The sequence below is a fragment of the Qipengyuania sp. NPDC077410 genome (assembly GCF_044543405.1).
Lineage (GTDB): Bacteria > Pseudomonadota > Alphaproteobacteria > Sphingomonadales > Sphingomonadaceae > Qipengyuania > Qipengyuania pacifica.
In genome coordinates, this window is the sequence record NZ_JBITWB010000003.1 from 93,618 (window position 1) to 119,867 (window position 26,250).

22 protein-coding genes and 1 tRNA gene are annotated in these 26,250 nt (G+C 60.0%); 9 read left to right on the forward strand and 14 right to left on the reverse strand.

Going from position 1 to position 26,250, the window contains the following annotated elements; all coding sequences use genetic code 11:
- Positions 1 to 17 precede the first annotated feature (17 nt).
- A complete protein-coding gene (locus ACIGGE_RS14045; RefSeq protein ID WP_397490841.1) occupies positions 18 to 2,357 on the forward strand; it encodes a GumC family protein in 2,340 nt (779 codons plus the stop codon).
- Positions 2,358 to 2,375: 18 nt separating this feature from the next.
- Positions 2,376 to 2,942, forward strand: a complete 567-nt coding sequence (locus ACIGGE_RS14050) for a sugar transferase (RefSeq protein WP_301641209.1) — start codon at positions 2,376 to 2,378, stop codon at positions 2,940 to 2,942.
- Here the strand turns inward: ACIGGE_RS14050 and ACIGGE_RS14055 are convergent.
- From ACIGGE_RS14055 to ACIGGE_RS14075, 5 genes are all read right to left on the reverse strand, one after another.
- Positions 2,939 to 3,634: an HAD family hydrolase gene (locus tag ACIGGE_RS14055; protein WP_397490842.1), complete on the reverse strand. Its 696-nt coding sequence runs from the start codon at positions 3,632 to 3,634 to the stop codon at positions 2,939 to 2,941. The genes ACIGGE_RS14050 and ACIGGE_RS14055 overlap by 4 nt on opposite strands.
- Positions 3,618 to 4,586, reverse strand: coding sequence for an ATP-grasp domain-containing protein (locus ACIGGE_RS14060; protein ID WP_397490843.1), 969 nt, complete (start codon positions 4,584 to 4,586; stop codon positions 3,618 to 3,620). The genes ACIGGE_RS14055 and ACIGGE_RS14060 overlap by 17 nt, the downstream gene beginning before the upstream one ends.
- Positions 4,583 to 5,710, reverse strand: a complete 1,128-nt coding sequence (locus ACIGGE_RS14065) for a glycosyltransferase family 4 protein (protein ID WP_397490844.1) — start codon at positions 5,708 to 5,710, stop codon at positions 4,583 to 4,585. The genes ACIGGE_RS14060 and ACIGGE_RS14065 overlap by 4 nt, the downstream gene beginning before the upstream one ends.
- A gap of 132 nt (positions 5,711 to 5,842) precedes the next feature.
- A complete protein-coding gene (locus tag ACIGGE_RS14070; protein ID WP_397490846.1) occupies positions 5,843 to 7,144 on the reverse strand; it encodes a UDP-glucose dehydrogenase family protein in 1,302 nt (433 codons plus the stop codon).
- A gap of 201 nt (positions 7,145 to 7,345) precedes the next feature.
- Complete coding sequence (locus ACIGGE_RS14075; RefSeq protein WP_397490847.1) at positions 7,346 to 8,143, reverse strand: LuxR C-terminal-related transcriptional regulator; 798 nt, start codon at positions 8,141 to 8,143, stop codon at positions 7,346 to 7,348.
- A 409-nt stretch (positions 8,144 to 8,552) separates the two neighbouring features.
- Here ACIGGE_RS14075 and cls point away from each other — a divergent pair, with 409 nt between their 5' ends.
- Positions 8,553 to 9,986, forward strand: coding sequence for a cardiolipin synthase (gene cls, locus ACIGGE_RS14080; protein WP_397490848.1), 1,434 nt, complete (start codon positions 8,553 to 8,555; stop codon positions 9,984 to 9,986).
- A 119-nt stretch (positions 9,987 to 10,105) separates the two neighbouring features.
- Here the strand turns inward: cls and ACIGGE_RS14085 are convergent.
- A tRNA-Val gene (locus ACIGGE_RS14085) sits at positions 10,106 to 10,180 on the reverse strand.
- Positions 10,181 to 10,258: 78 nt separating this feature from the next.
- The gene (cpdR, locus tag ACIGGE_RS14090) at positions 10,259 to 10,651 is read right to left on the reverse strand and encodes a cell cycle two-component system response regulator CpdR (RefSeq protein WP_103023597.1); all 393 of its coding nucleotides are present in this window, start codon (positions 10,649 to 10,651) and stop codon (positions 10,259 to 10,261) included.
- Between the two features lie 140 nt (positions 10,652 to 10,791).
- Here cpdR and ACIGGE_RS14095 point away from each other — a divergent pair, with 140 nt between their 5' ends.
- On the forward strand, positions 10,792 to 11,742 hold the full coding sequence (locus ACIGGE_RS14095) for an N-formylglutamate amidohydrolase (protein ID WP_397490849.1): 951 nt from the start codon (positions 10,792 to 10,794) through the stop codon (positions 11,740 to 11,742).
- Between the two features lie 321 nt (positions 11,743 to 12,063).
- Here the strand turns inward: ACIGGE_RS14095 and ACIGGE_RS14100 are convergent, their stop codons facing one another.
- Entirely contained in the window at positions 12,064 to 12,852 is a 789-nt protein-coding gene (locus ACIGGE_RS14100; RefSeq protein ID WP_397490850.1) for a SapC family protein, read from the reverse strand.
- 64 nt (positions 12,853 to 12,916) lie between these two features.
- Positions 12,917 to 14,365, reverse strand: a complete 1,449-nt coding sequence (locus ACIGGE_RS14105; RefSeq protein ID WP_397490851.1) for an FAD-binding oxidoreductase — start codon at positions 14,363 to 14,365, stop codon at positions 12,917 to 12,919.
- 228 nt (positions 14,366 to 14,593) lie between these two features.
- On the opposite strand from ACIGGE_RS14105, the gene ACIGGE_RS14110 reads away from it, so the two are divergent.
- Together ACIGGE_RS14110 and ACIGGE_RS14115 are read left to right on the forward strand one after the other, a co-directional pair.
- The gene (locus tag ACIGGE_RS14110) at positions 14,594 to 15,094 is read left to right on the forward strand and encodes a hypothetical protein (RefSeq protein ID WP_397490852.1); all 501 of its coding nucleotides are present in this window, start codon (positions 14,594 to 14,596) and stop codon (positions 15,092 to 15,094) included.
- 119 nt (positions 15,095 to 15,213) lie between these two features.
- A complete protein-coding gene (locus ACIGGE_RS14115; RefSeq protein WP_301643060.1) occupies positions 15,214 to 16,569 on the forward strand; it encodes a DEAD/DEAH box helicase in 1,356 nt (451 codons plus the stop codon).
- A 153-nt stretch (positions 16,570 to 16,722) separates the two neighbouring features.
- Here the strand turns inward: ACIGGE_RS14115 and ACIGGE_RS14120 are convergent, their stop codons facing one another.
- A complete protein-coding gene (locus ACIGGE_RS14120) occupies positions 16,723 to 19,032 on the reverse strand; it encodes an ATP-dependent helicase (protein WP_397490853.1) in 2,310 nt (769 codons plus the stop codon).
- A 124-nt stretch (positions 19,033 to 19,156) separates the two neighbouring features.
- Here ACIGGE_RS14120 and ACIGGE_RS14125 point away from each other — a divergent pair, with 124 nt between their 5' ends.
- Entirely contained in the window at positions 19,157 to 19,783 is a 627-nt protein-coding gene (locus tag ACIGGE_RS14125) for a hypothetical protein (protein ID WP_397490854.1), read from the forward strand.
- 294 nt (positions 19,784 to 20,077) lie between these two features.
- Positions 20,078 to 20,578: a hypothetical protein gene (locus ACIGGE_RS14130; protein ID WP_397490855.1), complete on the forward strand. Its 501-nt coding sequence runs from the start codon at positions 20,078 to 20,080 to the stop codon at positions 20,576 to 20,578.
- Between the two features lie 15 nt (positions 20,579 to 20,593).
- On the opposite strand, the gene rsmD is transcribed toward ACIGGE_RS14130, so the two are convergent.
- From rsmD to ACIGGE_RS14145, 3 genes are all read right to left on the reverse strand, one after another.
- Positions 20,594 to 21,139, reverse strand: coding sequence for a 16S rRNA (guanine(966)-N(2))-methyltransferase RsmD (gene rsmD, locus ACIGGE_RS14135; RefSeq protein ID WP_397490856.1), 546 nt, complete (start codon positions 21,137 to 21,139; stop codon positions 20,594 to 20,596).
- A complete protein-coding gene (locus ACIGGE_RS14140; RefSeq protein ID WP_103023604.1) occupies positions 21,136 to 21,900 on the reverse strand; it encodes a pseudouridine synthase in 765 nt (254 codons plus the stop codon). The genes rsmD and ACIGGE_RS14140 overlap by 4 nt, the downstream gene beginning before the upstream one ends.
- A 71-nt stretch (positions 21,901 to 21,971) precedes the next feature.
- Positions 21,972 to 23,135: an aromatic ring-hydroxylating dioxygenase subunit alpha gene (locus ACIGGE_RS14145; protein WP_397490857.1), complete on the reverse strand. Its 1,164-nt coding sequence runs from the start codon at positions 23,133 to 23,135 to the stop codon at positions 21,972 to 21,974.
- 71 nt (positions 23,136 to 23,206) lie between these two features.
- Between ACIGGE_RS14145 and ACIGGE_RS14150 the strand changes: the two genes are divergently transcribed.
- Complete coding sequence (locus tag ACIGGE_RS14150; RefSeq protein WP_397490858.1) at positions 23,207 to 24,934, forward strand: AmpG family muropeptide MFS transporter; 1,728 nt, start codon at positions 23,207 to 23,209, stop codon at positions 24,932 to 24,934.
- A 23-nt stretch (positions 24,935 to 24,957) separates the two neighbouring features.
- Here ACIGGE_RS14150 and ACIGGE_RS14155 read toward each other — a convergent pair whose 3' ends face one another.
- A complete protein-coding gene (locus tag ACIGGE_RS14155; RefSeq protein ID WP_397490859.1) occupies positions 24,958 to 26,250 on the reverse strand; it encodes a bifunctional folylpolyglutamate synthase/dihydrofolate synthase in 1,293 nt (430 codons plus the stop codon).

Here is a 26,250-nt window from a genome sequence, read left to right on the forward strand (position 1 = left end):
GTAACAGGCTGTTGATCATGGCAAATCTTGTAGAAGTCAGCGAGTTCGAAAACCATCCGCCTGCGAAACGAAGGCTCCCATGGACCTACCGTCCGGAGGCCGCGACGCATCACGCGTTATCCCTGCGCGATTTTGTGCGTCTGCTGGAGCGTCACAAGAAACTGATTGTGGTGACGATCGCCGCGGTCACAATTTCGGTTCTGGTGTATCAGCTCTTGTCACCGAACCTCTACAGCTCCTCCGCGCAGGTACAGGTGCAGCTGCTCGACGAAGTGGGGATCAATCAGGCCGACATCAGCAATCGCAACGAAGTGCGCGTGGTCAATGCGGTTCGCCTTTATCGTTCGCGGTCGTCGGCTGAATCGGTAGTGGAAGATCTAGATCTTCTCAGCGATCCGGATTTCCGTGCGGAGGTCGGAGAATTTCCGGAAGAAAAAGCGGCGCAAATGCATCAGGCCATCAATACGCTTCTGAGCGCCTTGACCGTCACGAGCGAGCCGAGTTCCGATCTTATCGAAGTCACCGTTACGACAAAATCTCCCCAGCTTTCCGCACGGATTGCCAATCAATATCCCGAATCTGTCGCTAAGGTGCGAACGCGCCGTGGAACCGAGCAGAGGGAAGAGTTGCTGCAATCGCTGCTTGCCGAGCGCGCGGATCGTGAAGAGGCAGCCCGAAATGCCAAGACCGAACTTGCTGAGTTCCGCCGGGATGCGCGTATGCCGTTCGGTTTGGGGACGAATGAAAATCTATCGTATATGAACCAAATTGCCGCAGAGGCGGCGTCGGCAAGCGCCAACAGCGCAGGCTCTTCTTCCCGAAGCGCCGTCATCGCGAATGCAGCCGGCCTGCGCAGTACGGCACAGGCGACATCGGCCGCGGTGGAGCAACTTCAGCGTCAACAGGCGACGCTAGTTGCCGAACGTGCCCGGTTGGGCGCGACCTTCGGATCTAACCATCCTGACGTCGTGCGCGTGACTTCCGAATTGTCGTCAGTCGAGTCCGCGCTGGCGCAGCAGCGAGCCCAAGCCCAGGCAGCTGCGCAGGCGGTTGCCAATGCCGATGCGGCACAAATGCGCGAGGTTGCTCGCAGTCAGGCCGCGCAGGATGCGGCGCGGGCCGGCCGATTGCAGGGCACGCTTGCTGCGGTTCAATCGCAGGCTTTTCAAAACAACGAAAATTCGGTCCGTCTGTCCGAGCTTGAGCGCAACGATGCACTTGCGAACGCGGCATTTTCCGCGATCGTCGAACGCATCGAGCAGGTTCGCGCGCAGATGCAACTCGAAGGAGTGAACACAACCGTCGTTTCACCGGCCGTGGCGAACTTTGACCGCATATCGCCAGAACCACTGAAGCTTACGCTGCTCGCAATGCTGGGGTCGGGTGCATTGGCGGTGATGATGGCGCTCGGACTGGAACTGGCCGACGGCCGCGTGAGGACTTCGGCCCAGGTCGCGCGCCACTTCGGGCTGCCGACCCTCGGAATGCTACCGCGCATCGATTCAGGGCTATCCGACCAAATCGGCGAGAGCCCGGTTATCCAGAGCCCGCAATCGCTCTTTGCGGAAGCTGCGCGGGCTACCTATTCGGAGATGCGGGCATTGCGCACGAAGAGCGGTTCTCAATCCGTGCTCATCACGAGCCCGCTTCCAAACGACGGCAAATCGACCGTCTCCCTAACCTTGGCCGCTGCGGCCAAGGTCATGGGGCAAAGCGTGGTGCTGGTCGATCTCGACCTTCGCGCCATGGGTCTGCTGAAGAACGTCCAGAGCAATCTCGATACACCCGATATTGTCGACGTACTTTCGGGCCATGCGAGCCTCCAAAGCCTGCTGGATGATCACTCGGCGCTGCTCAAGGCACCAGACGGTATCGATCCGTCTGTGGGTCAGAGTGAAGGGCCGGAGGATGAGGGGCGGATCGTACTGCTCAGCGCCAAGCAGCCGGTGGATAACCCGGCCGCCCTTCTGAACGCACAGAGCTTGCGGCACCTTCTGGCCGAGCTGAAGAACCACTTCGACCTCCTGATCATCAATGCTCCTGCCGCCCTTGCTGTGCGGGATGCCCGGGCAATGTGCGACTTTACCGATCACACCTTGGTCGTTTCGCGCTGGGGACGCACGACGATCGAGCAGATGAACGCAACCCTGGAAACCCTTTCCGGGCGCGCCGATGGCGTCGTCTTCGATCATGTCGATTACAAAGAACATGCGCGCCGGCAATATGGCGATGCGATCCAGTTTTACGTCGATGCGTCGGATTACTATTCCGACACCCTGTACGCGCCGCCTTCGATCAAAGACCGGATCATGCGGATTTTCCGCAAAAAGCGGGTCCTGGAAAATGAAATGGCTTGATATGGTCGCTGTGCGATCATGATCTCGCGTATCACGGCTCTGGCACTGCTTGTCCTGCTGTTGCCGCTGCTCTTGTGTCTCGGGGTGCTGGTGGCTCTGACGATGGGGCGTCCGGTTATTTTCCGGCAGACCCGCGCCGGCGCAGGGGGTAAGCCGTTCACACTCCTGAAGCTCCGCTCAATGAACGAACAAAGAGATAGTGGAGGGGAGCTTCTGTCCGACAGCGAGCGGACTACGCCTGTCGGACGGTTTCTGCGGCGATCCCGTCTTGATGAGCTGCCGGGGCTTCTCAATGTGGTGTGCGGCGACATGAATTTCGTCGGACCGCGACCGCTCCTGCCCGAGACGATCAAAATGAAGGGCGAAGCCGGACAGGCGCGTGGCGAGGTTCGACCGGGAATTACCGGTTGGGCGCAAGTAAACGGTAACACCTTGCTCTCGCTCGACGAGAAGATCGAGCTTGATCTCTGGTACGTTAAAAACCGCAGTGCCTTGCTCGACGCGAGGATACTCTTTCGAACAATCCTAGTAATGATCGCTGGCGAGCGGCTTACGGCTTCTCCAGTTCGGGAAACTCCGACTTAGTGGGTTAATTCAATCGCCTTCGACAGGTCGTCGAACGTGTTTATTCGAAGTTCCGCACCGTGTTCGGATGATGTGGCGTCGGGAGAGTGTATTCTTCCAACCCGATCTATCTGCACTGTGCGCCAGCCGAGCGCGCGCGGCGCAATGAAGTCCTTTGCTGGGTTGTCGGCGATGTAGACGTGCATTTCTCCAAGTTCACCAGACCATTGCATTATTTGCTCGAACGCCATCGGATGCGGCTTTCCCATACCTTTCGCCAGTTCGCCGGTCGGTATGATGCAATCGAAACTCTCCTCGATCCCGAGCGCCGCGATCTTGGATCGCTGCATGTCTGCTGGCCCGTCGGTGATGATAGCACGCCGTCTCCGATCGCTTGCGAGGAACCTGTAGGCATCCGGGCAGAGCCGTATTTGAGGGGGGTGGCTGCGGTAAACCTGAACCAGTTCGTCAAGAAGTGAAGGGGTGGCTTCAATGCCGAAGCTTTCCAGCGCGAGGTCGAAGATTTTGCCTCGCGCGCCTTCGACAAAAAGCCGCCAACAGGTCCCGTGGCTAACCCTATTGCCATATTTGTCGGTTAAGTGCGTCTCTACTGCCGTAAATCCACCTGAAGCGAAATCGCGCTCGAGATACAGCGTGTCGTCTAGATCGAAGACCAGGACATGGGCAGGTGGCGATTCACAGGAAGACAGCACTGTCGTATCGCAACATGGTGAGGCCGTCTTGCCAGTCGTGGCAGGCAACCAGCGGCATGCCGATGGCAGTACGCAGGACATTCTCGGCAAAATGTCCGCCCGCGTGATCAGCAAGCGGATAGCCGCCGCCGAACCGGGCGTTGATCTCGAATACGCGCGGACCGAGTTTAGGGTCGTCGAATAGCTGGAAACACAGAACGCCGCGTGCCCCAGGCAGGGAGACGGCGAGATTGCGAGCAATCGCATCGAAGTCAGCGCGGCGAACGGTACGTCCCTTTTCGACTTCCCCTGCGCGGACCGATATTCGAAGGTGCGGGATTGCACCGCGCATCACACCGCCCTCATCGACGAAGATGTTGATCGTATATTCATCGCCTTGGAGCGCTTCTTGAACGAGCATGGGCTCGTCATATTCGTGCTTCAAATCCGCAGGACTGCAGATCAGCGCGACGCCGCGGCTCGCACTGCCCGCCACGGGCTTGACGAATAGTGGCCATTTCCAGCCCTCCTGGCATTGTCGAAAATCTTCGAGCGTAGCGGTGTGAGGGACGGGAACGCCGGCGTTCGCGAGAACGTCCATTGTGCGCTTCTTGTCTCGCACGATGTCGATCACATCCGAAGACGACACGTGGACATAGATACCAAGAGCAGCAAAGTCGGCCCGCCGTGTCGCGAGGGGCTGCAATTCGGTGTCGATGGTAGGCACGACAAGGACGATGTCGTTCTGACGCGCGTAGTCCAGCAGGGCCGGAATATACTCCGAATGGGTACAGGGAGGTGCTGTGAAGTGCTGATCGGCCAGAGCACAAGCAGCGCTCAGTTCGGGATGCAGATCACAGGCGTGAAGCTCAAGCTTCACTCCCATACGTTCTGCAGAACGGCGGAAGCTTTCGACAAGTCCAGCGCGCCTACCGGCCGAGGTGAGCAGCATCTTGATGGGCAACCCGGTCACGCGGTCGGCTCTTTCGCTTCGGTGATATTGTGATGCAGCACCGGCGCTGCCGATAGAACTTCACTCAGGACTTCGTCCCACATTCGCATCACGCGCTGTGGTGAGAAGGCACGGACCGCCCGGCTCGCTTCACGTCCGAGCCGGTCCCGCAGCGCGCTGTCGTCAATACATTCTTGAATGGCAACGCTCAGTGCGTTCGCATCTTCGGGCGCCACAAGCAGACCCGAGTGACCATGATCGATCATCTCGGCGGGTCCGAAGTCGCATCGGGTGGCGATGACTGGCAATCCGGCTGCCATTGCTTCGCCTAGCACATTGGGGAAGCCTTCGTAACGCGATGAAAGAACAAATAGGTCCGCTTTACGTGTCCAGTCGCCAGGCACGACACTGTTTCCCACCAGCCTTGCTTTTCTCCCAAGCCCGAGCTGGGCAATTTTATCTTCAAGAGAACTTCGCTGAGGACCCTCGCCGAAGATGTAGAGTTGCCAATCTTTCGTTTCGGCCCTCGCATATGCATCGAGAAGCAGATCGAAGCCTTTCTGCTCGGTCAGTCGGCCAACCGCGACGATACGCGGTGGCTTCGCCGGAATTCGCCGCATTGGCCAGGCGCTGACGGGGTTCGGAATGATGCGCGCCCGATCCGCAACGGCCTTGGGAAAGCACCTCTTAACCGCAACCGTTTGGCAGACGATCAATTTTGCTCGCCGGTAAGCGATTGCGAGCAGGCGGTTCCAGGTCGGGTTCTTTTCCTGCCGCTCTGGATTGTTCCGCTCGCTACAGACGACGGGGATCGAAAGGCCCATGGTTGCGCAGAGAGCGAGCAGGTTATTCTTGGTAAGGAAAGAAACGACCAAGTCCGGTCGCCTGTGGCGTAACAACCGCCTGAGGCGGCGCAGGTCGCCGAGTTTTGTCAGCTTGCGTCTCTTCGTTACCGTATCTCCTGCGCCGATACGATGAAGTCCGATGCCGGGGTCGAAGTGATGAAAAACCGGATCGAAAGGCGTGTCGAAGCTGGCAATCTCTACGGCGAAGCCGCGGCCATTCCAATGAGAGGCGATCTGCGAAATAACGCGCTCCGCGCCGCCAGCGCCGAGGCCAGAGATGACGAACATTACTTTCGGCATCGGCGAGGCTCCAGCGATCCTATTTGCGGAAAGCGCCTCCCGGTATGGACGGTGACGCTGTCGGAACTTCTCATAGCAAACCGCCTAGGCGTGAAGACCGCCTTGAAACTCGCGTCATCGAAGTTCAGGTTCCTAACGACCGACAGCGACATACTTGATACCAAGCATTTCCAGCTCGCCGCGATCATAGATATTCCTGAGATCGACCAAGACGAGGCCTTTGAGCAGCGATTGAACCTTGGTGAGGTTTAGCGCTCTGAACTCATCCCATTCAGTCACGATCGCGAGCCCTTCGGCATCCTTCATGGCCGCATAAGGGTCATCGAAGTACACCACATCTTCGAACATCTGGCTGGCATTGGGCATACCTTCCGGATCATATGCATGAACCACGGCGCCTGCATCTTGTAGTGTTTGCACGATCGCAATTGCAGGGCTGTCACGCATATCATCGGTGTTCGGCTTGAAGGTGAGCCCGAGCACGGCCACTACTTTGCCGCGTACGTCCCCGCCGATCGCTTGAATGACTTTCCGGCCCATTGCGCGTTTGCGCTTCTCATTCGTCTGGACGACCGCTTCGACAATGGTTTGTGGGGCTTCGAAGTCTTGAGCGGTCTTGAGCAGTGCGAGCGTGTCCTTAGGAAAGCAGCTACCGCCATAACCGGGGCCGGCATTGAGGAATTTGCTGCCTATCCGCTTGTCGAGGCCCATGCCGCGAGCCACCTGCTGCACATCAGCGCCCGTCTTTTCGCAGAGATCGGCGATTTCATTGATGAATGTGATCTTGGTCGCCAGAAAAGCATTGCCGGCATATTTGGTGAGTTCGGCCGAACGACGGTTCATTTCGAGGATCGGCGATTTGTTCAGGCTTAACGGACGATAGGCTTCGCGCATCACACCGAGTGCTCGCGTGTCTTCGCTACCGATTACGATGCGGTCGGGCCGCTTGAAATCCTCGATCGCGGCGCCTTCGCGGAGGAATTCGGGGTTCGAGACAACCGCAAATTCGCCATCCGGCCGGGTTGTGGCAATGATCCGCTCCACCTCGTCGCCGGTCCCGACCGGAACCGTCGACTTTGTGACGACAACGGTAAAACCGTCCATCGCGCGCGCAATATCGGCGGCGGCGGCTTCGACGAAACTCAAGTCGGCATGACCGTCCCCGCGGCGCGACGGAGTGCCGACAGCGATGAATACGACCTCTGCACGAGCAACGGCAGGGGCCAGCTCAGTCGTAAACGAAATTCGTCCGGCCCGCGCATTGCGCTCTATCAGATCGGCAAGTCCGGGCTCGAAAATCGGAACCTTACCGCCTCGCAACGCCTTGATCTTAGCTTCATCGAGATCGACGCAGACAACGTCGTGCCCGAAATCGGCGAAGCATGCGCCGGAAACGAGGCCGACATACCCGGATCCGATCATTGTGATCTTCATCGCATTTCCACTTCGCTATTCGCGTACGAGAGGCAGGGCACGTTAGACGTACTCGCCCAGGGCCTCAGTCGGGTGGCAAAGACCAGCAACTGACGCTTGGAGGTGAAGCCGGAATCTCCGGATTTCCTTGACGCCAGGGCGGCCAAGCGAATGGTGATTGCATCTCCACCAGGCCTCTCAAGAGCAAGCGTCCGGTGAGGTTCAGGCCTTTACCGCATGCTCCACGGGACGCGTCTCGGCCAGCATGAACGGGCGTGGCGTGCCGGTGTCACACGTGTCGGCAGGCTTGCTCGGCGCGTCTATCGCCGCGACGGGGGAGCGTACCTTAATTTCGGGCATGGCAGCCTGCACCCCATGATTGACGGCGCAGATCGCGGCTTGCGTACGATTCTGCACATTAAGCTTGCGCAGAATTGCCTTCACATGAACTTTCACGGTCGCTTCGCCGATATCGAGACGGCGAGCGATCACCTTGTTGGGGTAACCCATAACGAGGCATCGCAGAGTAGCGATCTCGCGTTCGGAAAGAAGGTTCGAAAGGTCGCCTTCAGCCTTTGTCCGGTCGGCTGTTGCCAAGGTGAAGTGCGGCAGTTGTTTGACCAGCTCTCCCGGAACAACTTTCTCACCACGCGCTGCCAATTGAAGGCAGTTAACGAGGGATTCGCACGAGATTTCCTTGAGGATATAACCGTCCGCGCCGGCTTCGAACACGTCCACGAGGCAATCGACTTCGAGACCTTCGTGCAAGACGACTAGGCGCGAATCCGGAAACGCCTGACGCACGGCATGAACATCTTCGGCGATATTGCGTGATGCATCGGCGTCAAAGACTATCATTCCGACAGGGACTGCAGCGTGATCCTTGGCTGAAATCATGGCGGAACAGGTTTTGTGTAAACCTACAACCGAAAATTCTTCATCATACAGGATGGACTTTAGTCCTTCACTGACGATCGGGTTTGAGCAGATAAGTGAAACACTCGTTGATACCGTACGCATGATACGTACCCCCCAAGTTGTTTAAACTATGCTTCCCTTTTCTTATTCTTCATCTATGGTTCTACACAGAAATCGCACACCACCTGACCCCTCGCTTAAAGCGAGATGAGGCCTTTTGATTGTGGGTGCGACTGGCCGGTTAATCGATTCGTTAACCTATTCTCTTTGGTAAAACACAATCATACTGATTACCAGTGGATTCACCTGCACTCTTTCCGCCTGTCCTAAATTTGGACATCCTGGACGATCAGACACAAACGTTAGCGTGTCAGCGCAAACAATCTCTGATTTTCGGATCCACCATGCTTGTATCGAATTCGGCCGCATGCGAATTCTGGCGGGATATTTCAGCACGAACCAGCGTCGGTTCGAAGGATCACCGGCGAGCGGGGGACATGGTGGCGCGTAATTGACTAAACTGAATGCAGCCATCTGGGTAATCATCGCGGCGCTCCACCTCGCTGTCATCGCCCGGGCAATCCTGCTTGCGGGGCGCGACCCCTATGCGCGCGCGGCGTGGCTGCTGCTGCTGATCGCTTTACCCTTCGTCGGGCTGATACTGTATGTTTTGTTCGGAGAGCCGTGGACGTCGAAGAGGTTCAGGCAGCGCGGACGGCTTGTATATGAAGAGCTGCTCCCTTTCGCACCTTCGCCAGCGATCCATTCAGGCGGGGAGGGACCGAATGCAAATGCCTTCCGCACTTTCGAGGGGGCATCGCGCTGGCCCACTTCCACCGGCAACCTCGCGCGCCTCACGCCTGATTCAGATACTGCCATCGCGATGCTCGTGGAGGACATCGACGCCGCAGCGCAATCGGTTCACTTGTCATTCTATATATGGCTCGACGATAACAACGGCAGAAAAGTCGTCGAGGCGATCTGTCGCGCTGCCCGGCGGGGGGTGGTCTGCCGCATTTCAGCGGACGCAATAGGGTCGCGCGCGCTCATCAACTCCGATTTGTGGACGATGATGCGCCAGGCGGGCGCCCGACTTTGCAAATCGTTGGAAGTGCCGTTCGGAATGGCCTTCCTTGCCGGGCATCGCACCGACCTGCGCAACCATCGCAAGGTTGCCGTGATAGATGGACGCGTAACCTATTGCGGAAGCCAGAACTGCGCCGACCCGGCATTTCTTATCAAACGGAAGTTCGCGCCCTGGGTCGATGTCCTCGCTCGTTTCGAAGGGCCGGTGGCGCGCCAGGCGGATATCATTTTCGCATCTGCGTGGACTGTCGAAACAGGAGAGGATCTTAGCGCGATAATGTCTGCGCAGCCGCCTCGGCCTTCGTCGGCGGGCATTCCCGCAATTGCGACGGGGACGGGCCCGCTCTCACCTCGCGGAACTATGAGCGAGATGTTTGCTGCCGTGCTCGCCGCAGCACAGAGCAGCGCGACTATCACCACACCCTATTTCGCGCCCGATCCTCCGCTACTGGCTGCAATAGTTGCCGCGGCCCGACGGGGAGTCGCGGTTCGTATCGTATTTCCCCATCGTAACGACAGCCGGATCGTCGGCGCCATTGGCCGCGCCTATTATCCGTTACTTGTAGAGGCTGGTGTAAAAATCTTCGAATTTCGTGGCGGGCTGCTGCACGCGAAGACAATGGTGATCGACGATACGCTGGCCTTGATCGGATCGTCGAATATGGACCGGCGCAGCCTGGACCTTAATTTTGAAAACAACATTTTGTTCGAGTCCCCAGAGTTCGCAACTCAATTGAGCGACCGGCAGAATCTCTGGTTGGACGATGCTATCGAGATCGATTCCGATAACGCTACCCGGCGCCCCTTGGCACGCCGCCTTGCGGACAATCTCCTGACGATGATTGCGCCCCTGTTTTAAGTCGAGGGTGCAACGACTGCGTCCGCGCGGCAAAGCGCATCGGGCGGGTCAAGAATGCGATGAAATGGCTTGGGGCCAAGGGGCTGCCCATTTGGGCCGGGCCGACTTTCAGGCTTCGATGGTGGGCGTAGCAAGGATTGAACTTGCGACCCCTACGATGTCAACATAGTGCTCTACCACTGAGCTATACGCCCGCACCATCGAGCGCCCCTTTCCGGGGCAGGCGGGCCCTTTAGCGAGGCTGATCTGGCCGCGCAAGGGCAATTCGCCAGTTATTGCAGACGGGCGCTCACGCGGTCGTCCAAGACCCGCTCGACTTCCAGTACGAGGTCACGCAAATGAAAGGGTTTTGACAGAACCTTGGCATGCGGCTGCTCACGGCTCGCCTTCAAGGTAACCGCGGCAAATCCGGTGATGAACATCACCTTTGTATGCGGGCTCACCTCATTGCATTTCTGGGCAAGTTCGATGCCGTCCATTTCCGGCATGACGATATCGGACAGCAACAGGTCGTAATCGCTTTCCACCAGGAGGGGAACGGCAGCGGTGCCGCGATCAACCGAATCCACCTTGTATCCAGCATTGACGAGGGCGCGTTCGAGATAAACGCGCATTGCATCGTCATCCTCTGCAAGCAGGATCCGCTGAGTCGCTGTGTTCGTCATAGGGCCTTGTAGCCCCGTCGCTTTAAAAAAGCATGTATCGCAAACGGGTAATGTAAATATGGGACAGTTTTTGCGCACCGTAGCCGGGGCTTGGCAATTCCGGTCTTGATTAATGATCTTTCGCGGACAACGCTCGTTCGATGCGGGAGATTCAGTCAGAATCGGCGACGGAAATCGAGCTTTCGAGTGGCGGGCAGATTGCCGGATGTGCCGGACCGGCCTATCGGCTTTGGCGCTCGGCGCAATGCAGCGTTCCGGTTCTTGTATCAGTTCCACATAGCGGGAGGTGTTATCCCGAGGCGGTCGTTTCGGCACTTCGAGATCCCGCGCAGGCAATGCTTCGGCTCGAGGATCGCTATATCGACGTCGTCGCCCGGCCAGTTGCGGCGTCGGCGGGGGCTAGCCTGATGGTGGCAGAAGCGCCTCGCGCAATGATCGATTTGAACCGGTCGGCAGACGATATCGATTGGTCGATGGTCCGAGGCGAAAAGCCGCGTGCGGTTCGGCACTCGCTTGCCAATCGTCGCTCACGCAATGGATTGGGCCTCGTACCGCGCCGCATTCCCGGAATGGGGGAAATCTGGCGGCAGCCACTTGCGAAGGGCGAACTCGTTAGCTGGATCGAAGGGATTTACAGGCCCTATCACATGGCTCTGGCCAGTGAATTGGAAAGGCTGCGCGATCGGTGGGGCGTTGTGCTTTTGATTGACCTGCATTCGATGCCGCCGCTACGGAAAACCCATCCGGAGGACCGACCGGCCGAATTCGTGATCGGCGATCGGTTCGGCGCTTCTTGTGATCCCGGATTGGTCGATCTGGCCATTCGCTATCTTTCGGCACAAGGTCGGCGTGTTGCGCACAACCGTCCGTATTCGGGAGGATACGTCCTCGATCGATATGGGCAAACCGCGCGCGGCATACATGCTATGCAGATAGAGGTTTGCCGCGCCTCCTATCTCGATGCCAATCTCGATCAGCCGAGTTTTCGGGCAGGGGCGATCGCTAAATTGCTGACAGGGCTTGTCGAGACGATGGCTGCAGAGGTGGAGGCCATCAGTGGCAACCGGCAGATGCCACAGGCAGCGGAGTAGGCAGACGATAAAAAACCACCTCGCGCAGTTGCGCGAGGTGGCCAAGGTTCAGGGAGGAAATGCACTCACGTGCATCTGCCGGAAGAGCCATGAGGGGAAGCCCTGCCGGCATCACCAAAATAGGTGGGTATGAAGCCGTTTCAAGCGGTTCGGAGAGATTCGGCGCTGACTTAAAACAGTTCGCCGCAATGCGCCTCGTCAGAGGCGAGATGCCGAAGAATGTCGGCAAGAGCGCGGTTCTCAAAAGTGGTGTGATCGGTAAATAGAAAGAGGGCGCAACCCGCATGCGGGCGCGCCCTCGATTTGCTGGGTTTTGAGGCCTTACGCAGTAGGCACAGCCGCGGTTGCGGCGTCGGGCTGGGGGACTTTGCCTTGCTGGATCTGACGACCGAAGATCGTGCGCATCATGTCCATCGAAAAGATCTGCGCCCAGATGAGCGGCAGCAAGCCATTCTCGGTCCACTTGCGCAACTGATCGCCGCGAAGTTCGCGCAGCTTTTCCTGATTGATCATCTGGAAACCGCGATAAACGAAGGGCTTGTCATTACCCTGTTCCGTGATGGCGACTTCGCCTTCCATCAGCAGGTCGTGGTCCTTCAATTCCTTCATGAAATTCTGCGTGCGTTGACCGGCATGCTCGAACTGTTCGCAGAAGTTGAGGATTTCCTTGGTGCCTTCGCTGGGCTGGCCATCTTCGAAAAGAGGCTGGCCATCTTCGAACTCGCCGATGTTCTCAGCAGTCGGATCGAAGCACAGCGAAAGATCGTCGCTGGTCTGATTCAGCCGAGCAAGCATGAACGGGTAACGACGGACATAGGCAGGAATGTAAACCTGCTCGGTGACGGTGCCTTCATCGTCGCAGAAGGTGTTTACGCCATCGTTGAGGCCCATCAGTGCCAGCGGCACGGCATCGGGGCCGGTGGAAAACACGATCGGCATGTCACGCTGTGCCTGCACGAATTCATCGACTGTCAGCGGGATGGCATGTTGCTTGGCAAGCCATGGCGCCTTGGTCATCGGACGCGAGCGATAGTTCGCATGGTCCTTGCTGTTGAGCGGCATGAGGTCTTTGAAAAACAGGGGCAGGTTGGGCTGCGGCGCGCTGGCCATGGATCTCTCCGAAATTCAGTTGGATTGTCGACAAGCCGGCAGGCAAGCGTTCGAAGCGGGCGCTTTACGGTGTTGGCGCGTCGGGTGCAAGCGGCACGAGTTTGCCAGGATTGAGTATTCCCTGTGGGTCGAGCGCCTGTTTTATAGTCCGCATTAGTCCTAGCGCCACGGGATCGCCAAGCCTGCTTAATTCGTCACGCTTCATCTGACCGATCCCGTGTTCCGCGCTGATCGATCCGCCAAACTCGGTGACAAGATCATGCACAAAGGCGCTGATGATTTTGCCGTCAGTCATTTCCCACTCGCCTTGGACGGCACTTGGGGGGGCAAGTACGTGATAATGGATATTGCCGTCGCCAAGGTGCCCGAATCCAATTGCTGTCGTGCCGGGGAATCGTTTTTCGATTTCGGGAGAGGCGGTTTCGACGAACTCGGCCATGCGCGTCACAGGGACGGAAATGTCATGCTGCATCGCCGGGCCGATGGCTCTTTCTGCAGGAGAGATGCTCTCGCGCAGCAACCAAAAAGCTTCCGCCTGCGCTTCGCTCGCAGATATCACTGCATCTTCGATGAGGTCACGTTCCATAGCGCTGTGCAGCACGTCTTCGGCGAGCCCGTCGATAGCATCTGCCTCAGCAGCTGCGGCGACCAGTTCGACCAATGCGTACCATGCGTGGTCACTGGACAAGGGACTTCGCGAATCGGGCAGATGTGCGAGCACCGACTGAAGGCAATGGTGAGGCAGCACTTCGAAGCCTTCTAGCGCATCGCCTGCACGTCTCTCACAGTGAAGGAGCAATTCGCGGGCCGCTGAAATGCTTGGCAAGCCGATCCATGCGACCCGCCGCTGTGCCGTTTGCGGCAAGAGACGCAATGTGGCGGCCGTGACAATTCCAAGCGTGCCTTCCGAACCGATCAGCAATTGTTTGAGATCGAAACCGCGATTGTCTTTCTTGAGCGGGACGAGGTTCGACAAAACGGAACCATCCGCCAGTACACCTTCCAAGCCGAGAACCTGCGCACGCATGGTACCGTGGCGCAGGACCTGCGTGCCCCCGGCATTCGTTGAAACAAGGCCGCCAATCGTGGCCGACCCCTTCCCGCCGAGGGTCAAGGGAAACCGAAGGCCTTCCGCTTCGGCGGCCTCGTGCAGCGTTTGCAAGACCACACCGGCGTCGCAGGTGACCTGCTGGGCAGCGACATCCAGTTCGCGGATTGTGTTCATTCGGCGAAGTGAAAGAATCACGCTGTCGCCCCCGTCGTCTGGCGTAGCACCGCCCGACATTCCGCTGTTACCGCCCTGTGGTACGATCGGTACGCCATGCGCGCTGCACAGCGTCACGAAGCGCGACACTTCATCGGTCGACACGGGAGAAGCCAGCCCGACAGCCTTGCCGGTGTAGCGACCGCGCCAGTCGGTCAGCCACGGTTCCACAAGATCTTTGTCATATGTGAACCCTCGCGGCCCCAGCAACTCTGCCGCTGCGCTTCGGAAAGTATCTCTGTCTCTCATGATGCGGCGTCTTTGCCACATCCTGACAAGTGATTACCAGCACTTGCCAATCTATGCCGAACAATTAAGCCCGCATTCAAGCGTGGGGGCGCATCGGCATTCTCTGGATTTCCGCACGTCCCCAAAACCTGCGGGCAGAGGAGCTTTCGTACCAACCCCATGTCCTTGCTTTCCCCCCTGGCTGCCATGCTTATCGCATTGGGCACTCCGCAGGGGATGGGATCTGACATGGCCGCACATCATGCCCATGATAGCGAGGCTGGGTCGGTCGATCTGAAAGCGCTGTCTGCGCGTAGGCCGGTATGGCGCGGATTCGTCGACACGACGATAATACCGATCGTCAATCAGGTCAGGATCGAGCGGCGGGTCATCATGCGTGTCAGCCCGCGGCCGAGCAGTATCAGCCGTAGCATGTTGAGCGAGTTGCCGCAGCAGGCGGTTCCCCCACGGTTGGTCGAGCGTCCGCACGGGAAATGTGTCGATGCCGGCGACATCGTGGGTGTTTCCGATCGCGGTAGCAGGTTGATGATGTACATGCGGGACCGGCACATCATTTCGGCCGAGTTGGAAAAGTCCTGCAGCCCCCGCGACTTCTACCTCGGGTTTTATGTCGAGCGTAGCGAGGACGGGAAACTTTGCGTGGATCGCGACCGGCTGATGTCGAGGGCCGGAGCGAAATGCAGGATTTCCCATTTCAGCCGCCTCGTAGCGGTGGGCGGGGATCGCTGAAGGGCGACTAACGCCGTTTTCTTGACTTTTACCGCATTTCCAGCGAATGGCGGCGCCAGCCGATGCTGCGCATGCGCAATTTCGCATCGGCGTATGTTCCAGGGACAATTTCGAACCACATGACTTTTGCCGATCTCGGCCTTTCCGAAGACTTGCTCAGGGCAGTAAGCGAAGCCGGCTATACCGAGCCGACCGACATCCAGCGCGAGGCCATTCCGCCGGTGCTGATGATGAAGGACATCATCGGTATTGCCCAGACGGGTACGGGCAAGACGGCGAGTTTCGTGCTGCCCATGATCGACATCATGGCAAGTGGCCGCCGGCGGGCGCTGATGCCGCGTTCGCTGATCCTGGCACCGACCCGCGAGCTGGCAGCCCAGGTCGCCGAAAACTTCGAGAAATACGGCAAGAACCACGATCTCAAGCTCGCCTTGCTGATCGGCGGCGTGCAGATGGGCGATCAGGTCAAGGCGCTGAACGAAGGCGTCGATGTGCTGATCGCGACGCCGGGCCGCCTGATGGATCTGTTCGAGCGGGGCAAGATCCTGCTGAATGGCTGCGAACTGCTGGTTATCGACGAAGCGGACCGCATGCTCGACATGGGTTTCATTCCCGACATCGAGTTCATCTGTTCGAAACTGCCGGAAACGCGGCAGACGATGCTTTTCTCGGCGACGATGCCGCCCCCGATCGAGAAGCTGACGAAGAAATTCCTCAATAATCCCAAGCGGATCGAGGTCAGCCGCGCCGCGACCACGAATAAAGACATCACCGCTTTCAAGATTCCGGTGAAGAGCCGCCAGAAGCGCGAGACGCTGCGCTGGCTGCTCAATCACGACCAGGTCGAAACCGCAATCGTCTTTGCCAACCGCAAGACGACGGTGCGCGAGCTCAACAAGAGCCTGCAGCGCCACGGATTCCGCAGCGGCGAAATCCACGGGGACATGGATCAATCGAATCGCCTGAAGGAACTCGACCGGTTCAAGAAGGGCGAGATCAACATTCTCGTTGCTTCGGACGTTGCAGCGCGCGGCCTCGACGTGAAGGGCGTGAGCCACGTGTTCAATTTCGACACGCCCTGGCACCCGGACGATTACGTTCACCGCATCGGGCGCACGGGCAGGGCGGGCGCCAAGGGCCGCGCGTTCACCTTCGTGGCAGAAGAAGACGCCGAGGCGATCGCCAACGTCGAGAAGCTGACCGGTGCGAAAGTACCCGTGTTCGGCAAGAAAGACGTACGCGTCGATCTGGTCGAGAACACGCCGAAGCCCGAAGAGACGGCGGAACCGGAAGAGCAGCCCAAGCGCAGCCGAAGGAAGCGCGAGGACGACAAGGTTGCACCGCGGACCAAGCCGGAGCGCGCGCCGAAGGCCAAGCGCGAACCCCGCAAAAGCCGTAACGAAGACGAAGCGCCGGTCGCAGCGGGCGAATGGAACGGGCCGCGTCCGGGCTTTCTCGACATCTCCGCCACCTGATTTACCGATCGTCCGACCGACATTTCTTTCTGGCGAAATGCAAAACTCAGGCTGATCGAGGAATTCGGCAGTCGATAAGTTCCGGCGCCCATTCGAGAGGCGATACTGGAAGCGTGAAAGTGCGCCGCTTGAGCCGAAACGCGATGAGGCGGTCTAGTCGGCCAGGGTGACGAAGCTGTCGAGCACGCGTTTTTCGCCGGCTTTTTCGAAATCGATCGTCAGCTTGTTGCCTTCCTGGCCGGTTACGGTGCCGTAGCCGAACTTGTCATGAAAGACTCGGGCGCCGTCGGCGATGTCGCTACGGGGCTTGGCGGCGAAGCTGGCGGCGCTGCGGCCCGGTTCGGCTATACGCTTGGGCGTCGCATCGTATTTCGTCGACAGGGCCCGCTGCCATCCGGGGCCGCGCGCGCCCGAGCGATCCGGGCGGTTGGAGGACACGTGAGCGAAGGGGTCGTCAGTCTCGCTCCAGTTCGCGCGCCAGAGCGAGGCACCACCGGTCATGGTAGTTTCGCTCTTCACGTGTTCTTCGGGCAGTTCCTCGATAAAGCGGCTGGGTATCGAACTGGTCCACTGGCCATAGATGCGGCGGTTTGCGGCGTGAAAGATCGAGCAGCGGCGCTTGGCGCGCGTGATCGCGACATAGGCGAGGCGGCGCTCTTCCTCGAGGCTGGCCAGCCCGCCTTCGTCGATAGCGCGTTGGCTGGGAAAGACGCCTTCTTCCCAACCGGGGAGGAAAACATGATCGAACTCCAGCCCCTTGGCCGCATGCATGGTCATGATAGTGACTTTCTCACCGTCATTGGCCCGTTCATTGTCCATCACCAGGCTGACATGTTCGAGGAAATCGCCGAGCGTGTCGTATTCTTCCATGGCGCGGGCGAGTTCGGTCAGGTTTTCGAGACGACCCGCGCTCTCGGCGCTGCGATCCTTCTGCAGCATGTCCTCGTAGCCGCTTTCGGCGATCACCGTGCGCAACAGTTCGGACGGCGTGATCTGTTCCGATAGCTCCCGCCAGTGAACGAACTGGCCCAGCAGGCCGATCAGAGTGTTGCGTGCGCGCGCCGGCAATTCGTCCGTATCGCACAGGTCGAGACTGGCGGCGGCCAGCGGCGTCTGCGTGCGGCGCGCATGGCGGCGCATGGCTTCCAGCGTCTTTGCGCCAAGGCCGCGCTTGGGCTGATTGTAGATCCGTTCGAATGCCAGATCGTCTGCCGGTTGGGCAATGGTGCGCAGATAGGCGAGCGCATCGCGGATCTCGGCCCGTTCGTAGAAGCGGAAGCCGCCCACAATGCGGTAGTTGAGCCCGATCTGGATGAAGCGGTCTTCGAATTCGCGCGTCTGATATTGTGCGCGAACGAGAATGGCGACCTCGTCCAGCGGAGCGCCTTCGGCTTCCAGCCGCTCTATCTCTTCACCCACACGGCGCGCTTCTTCGGGCGCATCCCAGACGCCGATAACCCGGACCTTTTCGCCGGCGGGCAGTTCGGTCCACAGCGTCTTGCCGAGCCGTTCGCTATTGGCATCGATAAGCCCCGATGCCGCGGCAAGGATCTGCGGCGTGGAGCGGTAGTTCTGTTCAAGCTTGATCACAGCTGCGCCAGGAAAATCCTTTTCAAACTTGAGGATATTGGCGACTTCTGCGCCGCGCCATGAATATATGGACTGATCATCATCGCCTACCACGCAGATGTTCTTGCGCGCCTGGGCAAGCAGTCGCAGCCATAGGTACTGGACCTGATTGGTATCCTGATATTCGTCGACGAGGATGTATTTGAAGCGCTGCTGATACTGTTCCAGCACATCGCGGTGATCGCGAAAGATGTTGAGGATATGCAATAGCAAATCGCCGAAGTCGCAGGCGTTAAGGGTCTTGAGGCGGTCCTGATACAGTTTGTAGAACTGCGTTCCGCGGCCATTGGCATAAGCTTCATTTTCGACCGCATCGAGATCGCCGGGATTGAGCCCACGGTTCTTCCAACGGTCGATCAAACCGGCCAGTTGGCGGGCGGGCCAGCGCTTTTCGTCGAGATCGTTTTCCTGGATCAGCTGCTTGAGCAGACGAAGCTGATCGTCGGTATCGATGATCGTGTAATTGCTTTCCAGTCCCACCAGTTCGGCGTGACGGCGCAGCATGCGTGCGCCGATGGAATGGAACGTCCCCAACCACGGCATGCCTTCGACCGCATCCCCGATGTGACGGCCCACACGCTCGCGCATTTCGCGCGCTGCCTTGTTGGTGAAGGTGACGCACAGGATTTCGCTTGGCCATGCGCGCCGGGTTGCGATGAGATGTGCCAAACGTGCGGTGAGTGCCGCGGTCTTGCCGGTGCCCGCCCCAGCAAGCATCAACACCGGTCCTTCCGTGGTCAATACGGCATCGCGCTGGGGTGCGTTCAACTGGGCCGCATAGGCGGGAATCTGCGCCTTTTCGAGCGCGCCGGACGAGGGTGATGGGTCGGACATGAAGTCCGGAACAGCTAGGGAACGCCAAGGCAGAACACAAGCCCTGCGCATGGCCCCCCTCTGGAACCGACGACCCGTTTCCTGCGTAAGACGGGCAATGGCAACGATAATGGAGACTTCTCCTATGCGTAATCTTATCTTCGCCGGCGCCGCAGCAATCGCCTTTACGGCCGTTCCTGCCATCGCGCAGGACGTGGCAGTAGGTGCCGACGGTACGGTCTATGTGCTGACAGACGAGCAGCAGACCATGTATGACGGCTGGCCTGCCGACCGGCAGACGACCTATGACGCCTGGCCTGACGAGGTGCAGGAATATTACTGGACGCTAACCCCGGCGCAGGTCGAAGGCTGGTGGGTGCTGACGGACGATCAGCGCGTGCGCATCTATGAAATGACGCCTGAAGCCCGCACGCAGGCGTGGACGCAGATTTCTTCGCAGATGAGCGCTGCCCCGGCTGCGACCACTTCTGCCCCGTCCAGCACGGCAACGGCGCGTACTGCGACGACCGCCGGTGCGTCCACAAGTTCGGCCACGCCGCGGTTCGTGAGCAAAGAAGTCACGCAGGCAACCCCTTCGGGTTATGCGGCTGCATCGGGTGAAGACGTGCCCGTCTGCCGCGGCGATCAGCAGGACGGTTGCATCAACAGCTGGGAAAAGAACAAGACCGGCACCCGTCCGCTCGAATACTGGCCGGGCAAGCCCGCGAGTGAAATCGACGAGCCGCTGCCTGCGACCAAGCCAGGTTCATAACAACAGGCTTTCCGCTCGCGCGCCCGAAGCTGGCAGCGCGACGCTTGGAGGGGGCGGGGACACCATGGTGTTCCCGCCCCTTTTCGTATTCTCATCATGGTGTTAGCGGGCTTTCCTCGAAATGATCTTACAGGGCGAGGCGCAGCTTGCCGCATTTTGAGCACATTTTACGACAAACCGGTCCGCGGCTGCGTTCGAGCCGCATCCAAATCCCTGCACCGTCCGTTGATCCTCCATAATCGAGCACATGCGAATTGTGCCTCAGGACGGCCCAGTGGCCAAACGAAAGGACCAATGATGCGTAAGACATTCTATTACATAGCAGGCGGCGCACTTGCTGCCGTATCTCTCCCGGCTGTTGCACAGGACATGACTGCAGCGGAAACCGACACTGCCGATGCTGCGACGACCCCGGCGACGGCTATGACGGCCGAACAGCAGGTTTCCTATGATGGATGGCCGACCGAACAGCAGACCCAGTTCGACGCCTGGCCGGAAGACGTGAAAGCCTATTATTGGGGCCTTACACCGGAGCGTCAGGAACTGTTCTGGCGGATTTCAGACGAAAACAAGGTGACGATCACGGCCCTTAGTGCCGAGCAGCAGGCGCAGGCCTGGACGCAGATCGAAGCTCAGGCTGCAGCCCAGACTGCACCGGCAACCACTGCACCTGCAACAACCGCACCGGCGGCGACTACCGAGCCGATGACTGATACTACGGCACCGGCCGATCCGATGGGCGACACTACCGCACCGGTCGAACCCGAAACGGATGCAGCCACCGATCCGATGTAATCGGTCTGGATCAAATCATTGGGCAAGGCGGAGAAGAGAAACCTTCGCCTTGCCCATTTTTCTGTCTGCCACAACTTCGAGGCCGCGCAGTTCGCGCTCTTCCCTTGCCCCGGTTTCCAGCGCGACCCAAGTCGCCGGGCCGATCCATCCCAGACGCGTCAGCCGGTCGATGGCGACATGGCCTGCTCCGGTATCGTAAGGCGGATCGAGCAGGATCAGGTCGTGCGGGGCCTTTGCCGGACCAAGGCTCATTACGGAGGCCTGCTGGACGGTCGTGCGTGTCCTCGCGTCGAGGGACTCGATATTCTTCCGGATGGATTTTACCGCATCGGCATCCTGCTCGACGAAGAGACAGGACGCAGCGCCACGCGATAGCGCTTCGAGCCCGAGCGCACCCGACCCAGCGAACAGGTCGACAACGTTAACTCCTTCGAACGATCCGAGCCTGCTTGCGAGCATATTGAAGAGCGTTTCGCGCGTGCGATCCGCCGTCGGGCGCGTCACCTCTCCGGGCGGAGCGGTCAGCTTGCGGCCACGCCATTCGCCTGCGATGATTCTCATTTGCGGGCCCGGGTCAATTGCTTGCGGAATCGCTCGACGTCCGCCTGACGGATCTCCACCGCCTGTCCGCGGGCAAGTTCGCCCAGTTCGAACGGACCGTAGCCGACGCGCAGCAGGCGATTGACCTGCAGGCCGAGATGTTCGAGCACGAGGCGAACTTCGCGGTTCTTGCCCTCGGTCAGCGTCATCTGAACCCAGCGGTTCTTGCCCGATCCGCGTTCCAGATCGGCTTCGATCCGGCCGTAGCGAATGCCATCGATTTCGATACCTTCGATCAATTCGTCGAGCTGCGCCTGTGTAATGTCGCCGAAGGCGCGCGCGCGATAGGTGCGCGGAATGCCGGAGGACGGCAGTTCCATCGCGCGCTTCATCTCGCCGTCATTGGTCAGCAGCAGCAGGCCCTCGGTGTTGAAGTCGAGGCGGCCCACGGGCATGACCCGGCCGGCATTCTTGGGCAGGGCGTTGCGCAGCGCCGTGTAGATGGTCGGGCGGCCCTTGGGGTCGCGTTCTGCCGTGATGAGGCCCGAGGGTTTGTGAAACGCAAAGAGGCGCGGCGCTTCGGCCTGGGCCACGGCCTTTCCGTCCACCGTCACACCGTTGAGGTTGTTCAGCTTCACGGCGGGTGTGGTCAGAACCTTGCCGTCGATCGACACGCGACCGTCGGCGATCATGCGTTCGATTTCTCGACGGCTCGCTATGCCTGCACGGGCGAGTAACTTGGCGATCCGGTCGCCCTCTTCTGGTAATCGATTGTCGGCCATGGGCGCGCCATTACACACAACCCCGCCCAAGCGGAAGCGCAAGCTGAGCAGAGACCAGCGCGGTGAGCGCGTCAGTTGGCTGCGCGCAGAGCCTCTTCGACGGTTTCGTGATAGCGCCGGATGCCGCCCTCGAGTGTACCGAGGGTGAGGTATGGGACCGCGCCCGTGGCGAGCCCCTGCTGCCCGAGCTCGGCCGCGCGGAAATCTTCGCCGGCGAAGACGCCGCCATCGAGCAGGGCCCAGCTGCGTTCCCAATGGTCGCGCGCCTTGTCGGTCGCGGGGTGTTCCGGAATGAGCATGAAATCTTCGACCAGCGTGCGGTCGTGCGCCTGCGGCATCATCACCATCACGTTGATGTAGTCCGGGCTGGGGATGATGAGGGCGCCCGGCAGAAGCTGATAGGCAAAGGTCACCACACGGCGCAGCTGCGCCATATCCTCCAGATCGATGCCTTCCATTTCCTCGAGCCGCCCCACAGCGCTGCGCGAATGGGGGCCGATCATGTCGCCGCTGGTGGCGCCGTCCTTGAAGAAGGGGCCGATGGTCTTCGCATGCAGGCGCGTAACGTGATAACTTTCCAGGAAAGCGTCCATGATGAGCTTCCAGTTACCGGCGACCTCGTGCGTCTTGCGGCGAAACAGGACCTGATCGCCCATGCCGAGCGCGTCGAAATCCTGCCCGATCTCTTCCGCCAGCGAGAAATCGGCTGGGCCATCCTGCGGGCAGAACCAGATCAGGCCACCGGTCTCCCTGCTGGGCAGTTCGACAAGGCCGTAGTCGCTCTTGTCGAGGCCCGGGAAGGTGTCGGGCCGGGGCAGGGCAAGCAATCGCCCGTCCACCGAATAGGTCCATGCGTGGTAGGGGCAGACAAGCTTCTTGGTACACTGCACCTCGGCGCCTTCCACCAGCCGGGTGCCACGGTGGCGGCAGACGTTGAGGAATACGCGTGCCCTGCCGTCGCCATCGCGCGTGATCAAGAGGGGGCGCCCAGTTGCATCGTGAGGGACTGCCATGCCGGGGTCGGGAAGCAGCGCCGACGGAGCGAGGATCTGCGGCAGCCGGTTGTAGATTGCGGCCTTCTCGCGCGCCCAGTATTCGGGATCGGTGTAGACGCTGGCGGGGACGGTGGTAGCCTGCGAGGAATCGCGCATGCGCCCGTCTGCGATGTCCTTCGCCAAAGCCAGCATGCCGTCGGTTGGTCGCCGCGCCGAATGTTTGGTGTCGACATCGCTCATGACGCCTGTTCCTCTCTCTCACACTCCGTTAGTGTTGCAAATTACACGCCCGATAGGAAGGACGCTAGGGAATGGCCGCGGTCGCAGAACATAAGAAAAAGATTTCAGCCTGGCGAGCGCTTGGTCTGGCGCTCGGCAACCGCAAGACCGGTTTCATGCTGCTGTTCGGCTTTGCCAGCGGGCTGCCGTTCGCACTTTTCCTGGGCACGCTGTTTGCCTGGCTGACCGAGGCGGATGTGGACCTCGAGACGATGGGCATCTTCTCGCTCATCGGACTGGCTTACGCATTCCAGTTCCTGTGGTCGCCGCTGATCGACAAGGTCGACATTCCGCTGCTGCGAAAGCTGGGCAGGCGCAAGCAATGGATCATTCCGATGCAGCTTCTGCTGGGGGCGATCCTGGTGACGATGAGCGTGCTTGAACCGCGAACGCAGCTCGGCATGTTCTCGCTGCTGGCAGGGATCGGCGCCTTTGCCAGTGCGACACAGGATATCGCGATCAATGCATGGCGCATCGATGTCGCAGACGAAGTGGCGACGATCGACATTCTCTCCACCGTCTACCAGATGGGTTATCGCCTCTCCTCTCTGGTGGGCGGCGCGCTCGGCCTGATCATCGCTGCGCGGATCGGCTGGCCGGAAACCTATATGATGATGGGCGGCATCTTGCTGTTCGTCGGCGCGGTCGGCCTGTTCGCTCCGAATGCGGAAGGCGCGGCCGAACTGACGGAGGGCGACGAACAGGTTCGGGCGCTGCGCAAGGCAGGTGAACTGGTACCTTCCGTGCGGAACCGCGCACTGGCCGCCGTTGCGCTTCTATGGGCACTGGCTATCGGTGCCGTGCTGGCGTTCATGATCATGTCGATGACGTATGCGCCGGAAGATCGACCCAATCCGACCGATTTTACGCTCACATGGGGGCCGTGGATCATCGTGGCGACGATCATTCTGCCCGCACTGATCGCAGGCTGGCTGTCGAGCCAGCAGAAGCAGGGGCGAAACCTGCTTGCCGAAGATGCACCGGCCGTGGGCGGAACTGCGTATGCGCTCGACCATCTCTACCGCGCGCTGGTGCTGCCCTTGGTGGAATTCGTGGGCCGCCTGGGCTGGTCGCTGGTGCTGATCCTGGCCGTCGTCCTGACCTATCGGATCTGCGATGCGATCTGGGGTACTTTTGCGTATCCGTTCTATCTAGGCGAGTTGCAGTATACCAATGACGACGTGGCCTTCGCGTCCAAGTTCTTCGGCGTTGGGGCAATCATCGCGGGGCTGGCGCTGGGGGGGCTGATGCTGACCACCATCGGGCGGATGGCAACACTGCTGATCGGCGGTATCCTCGCAGCGCTGACGAACTTGCTGTATGCCGACATGGCCATCGGCGGGGCGAATATGCAGGCGTTCAGCGACGCAATAGGCTTTACCTATCTGATCGAACAGGTGCCGGGCATCGGCGATGCCGATCTGGCGAGACTGACTATCACCATCGCTTTTGAAAACCTGGCGATCGGTATAGCGGGCGCGGCCTATATCGCCTGGCTGTCATCGATCGTGTCGAAGAAGTTCAGCGCAGTCCAATATGCGCTTCTGTCGTCGCTGACACTGCTGGTCGGGACGCTGGGCCGCGGGGCGCTGGGCGAGATGATCGAAAACCAGGGTTATTACGACGTCTTCGTACTGACGACCTGGATCGGGTTGGGGGCAGCGGTGCTGGTATGCATCGAATGGTGGCGGGTCAGCCGTGCGAAGGATGATGCCGGCATTATCGCGCCCGAGGCCGGAGCCGCTCAGCCAGCCGAATGAGCTTGGCGGGAGCGCCGGACGATCTAGTCGGGTAGCTCGCCGTTCTGCCGGAGAACGTCCCCAGCGAGATAGAGCGATCCGGCGATCAGCACGGGCAGACCGTCTTCGGGCAGGCTGGCGAGAGCTGCCGCGACATCGATTTGCGCCGCCGCATGGTCGCCAAAGGCTTCAGGCGGATGCCAGTCATGCCCCGGCACAGCGACGGCGGAGATGCTGGCGAGGCTATCCGCCAGCGGCGTGATGATAGCAGCGGGATCCTTGCTTTCCAGCATGCCGAGGATGAGATGCAGGCGCCGGCCCGAAAAGTGCCTGCCCAACATGTGGCCCGCATCGGCATTGTGCCCGCCATCCAGCCAGACTTCGCGCTGACCAACCAGCGGACCCGGCAGAAGGCGCTGAAGGCGTGCAGGCCAGCGCGCCTGGCCCATCCCGCGAGCGATGGCCCCGGGTGTGATTCTGAGCTTGTCCTGATGGCGAAGCATGGCCACGGCCAGCGAGGCATTCAGCGCCTGATGATCGCCGGGCAATGCGGGGCGGGGCAGATTCAGGCTGCCGCGCCGGTCGCGATAGCTGAGGCCGAGGCCGATTTCGACGTCCCAGTCGTAATCGAGCAGCGCAAGCTGCGCTTTTGCCCGCTCCGCAGCGGTCTGGATCTGGGCGCGTGCATCGGCTGGATAGGACAGGCAGACGAGTGGAACCCCGGCCTTTGCGATGCCAGCCTTTTCGAAGGCAATGCGCGCGATAGGCTCCGTCGGAGCGCCTTCTTCCGGGGTGAGCAGGAAGCGTTCGTGATCGATGCCGAGCGATGCGATGCCGCAGGCAGCGACGCGTTCGGGTTCCAGAACATTGGTCGCATCGAAGCGTCCGCCCAGGCCGACTTCCACGACACAGGCATCGGCGGGGACGCGGGCGAATTCGGAGAATGCTGCGGCGATCGTGACTTCGAAAAAGCTGGGGCCGAGATCTTCGCCTGCATCGAGCACCTCGGCGAGCAGTTCGGCCAGCCGGTCGTCATCGATCAGCGTGCCTGCGAGACGGATGCGTTCGTTGTACCGCACAAGATGCGGGCTCGTAGTAACATGGACCGTATATCCCTGTTCCTCGAGCATTGCGCGCAGGAAGGCGCAGGTCGACCCCTTGCCATTGGTTCCGGCGACATGGAAGACGGGCGGCAGGCGGTGGTGCGGATTGCCGAGTCTGTCCAGCAGCGCGCGGATCGTATCGAGGCCAAGCCTGCCTTCGGGAATGGACAGCGCGGCCAGCCGGTCGAGCTGTCGCTGCACTGCCGGACTGTCGGAGCGGGCGAAGTCCCGCAT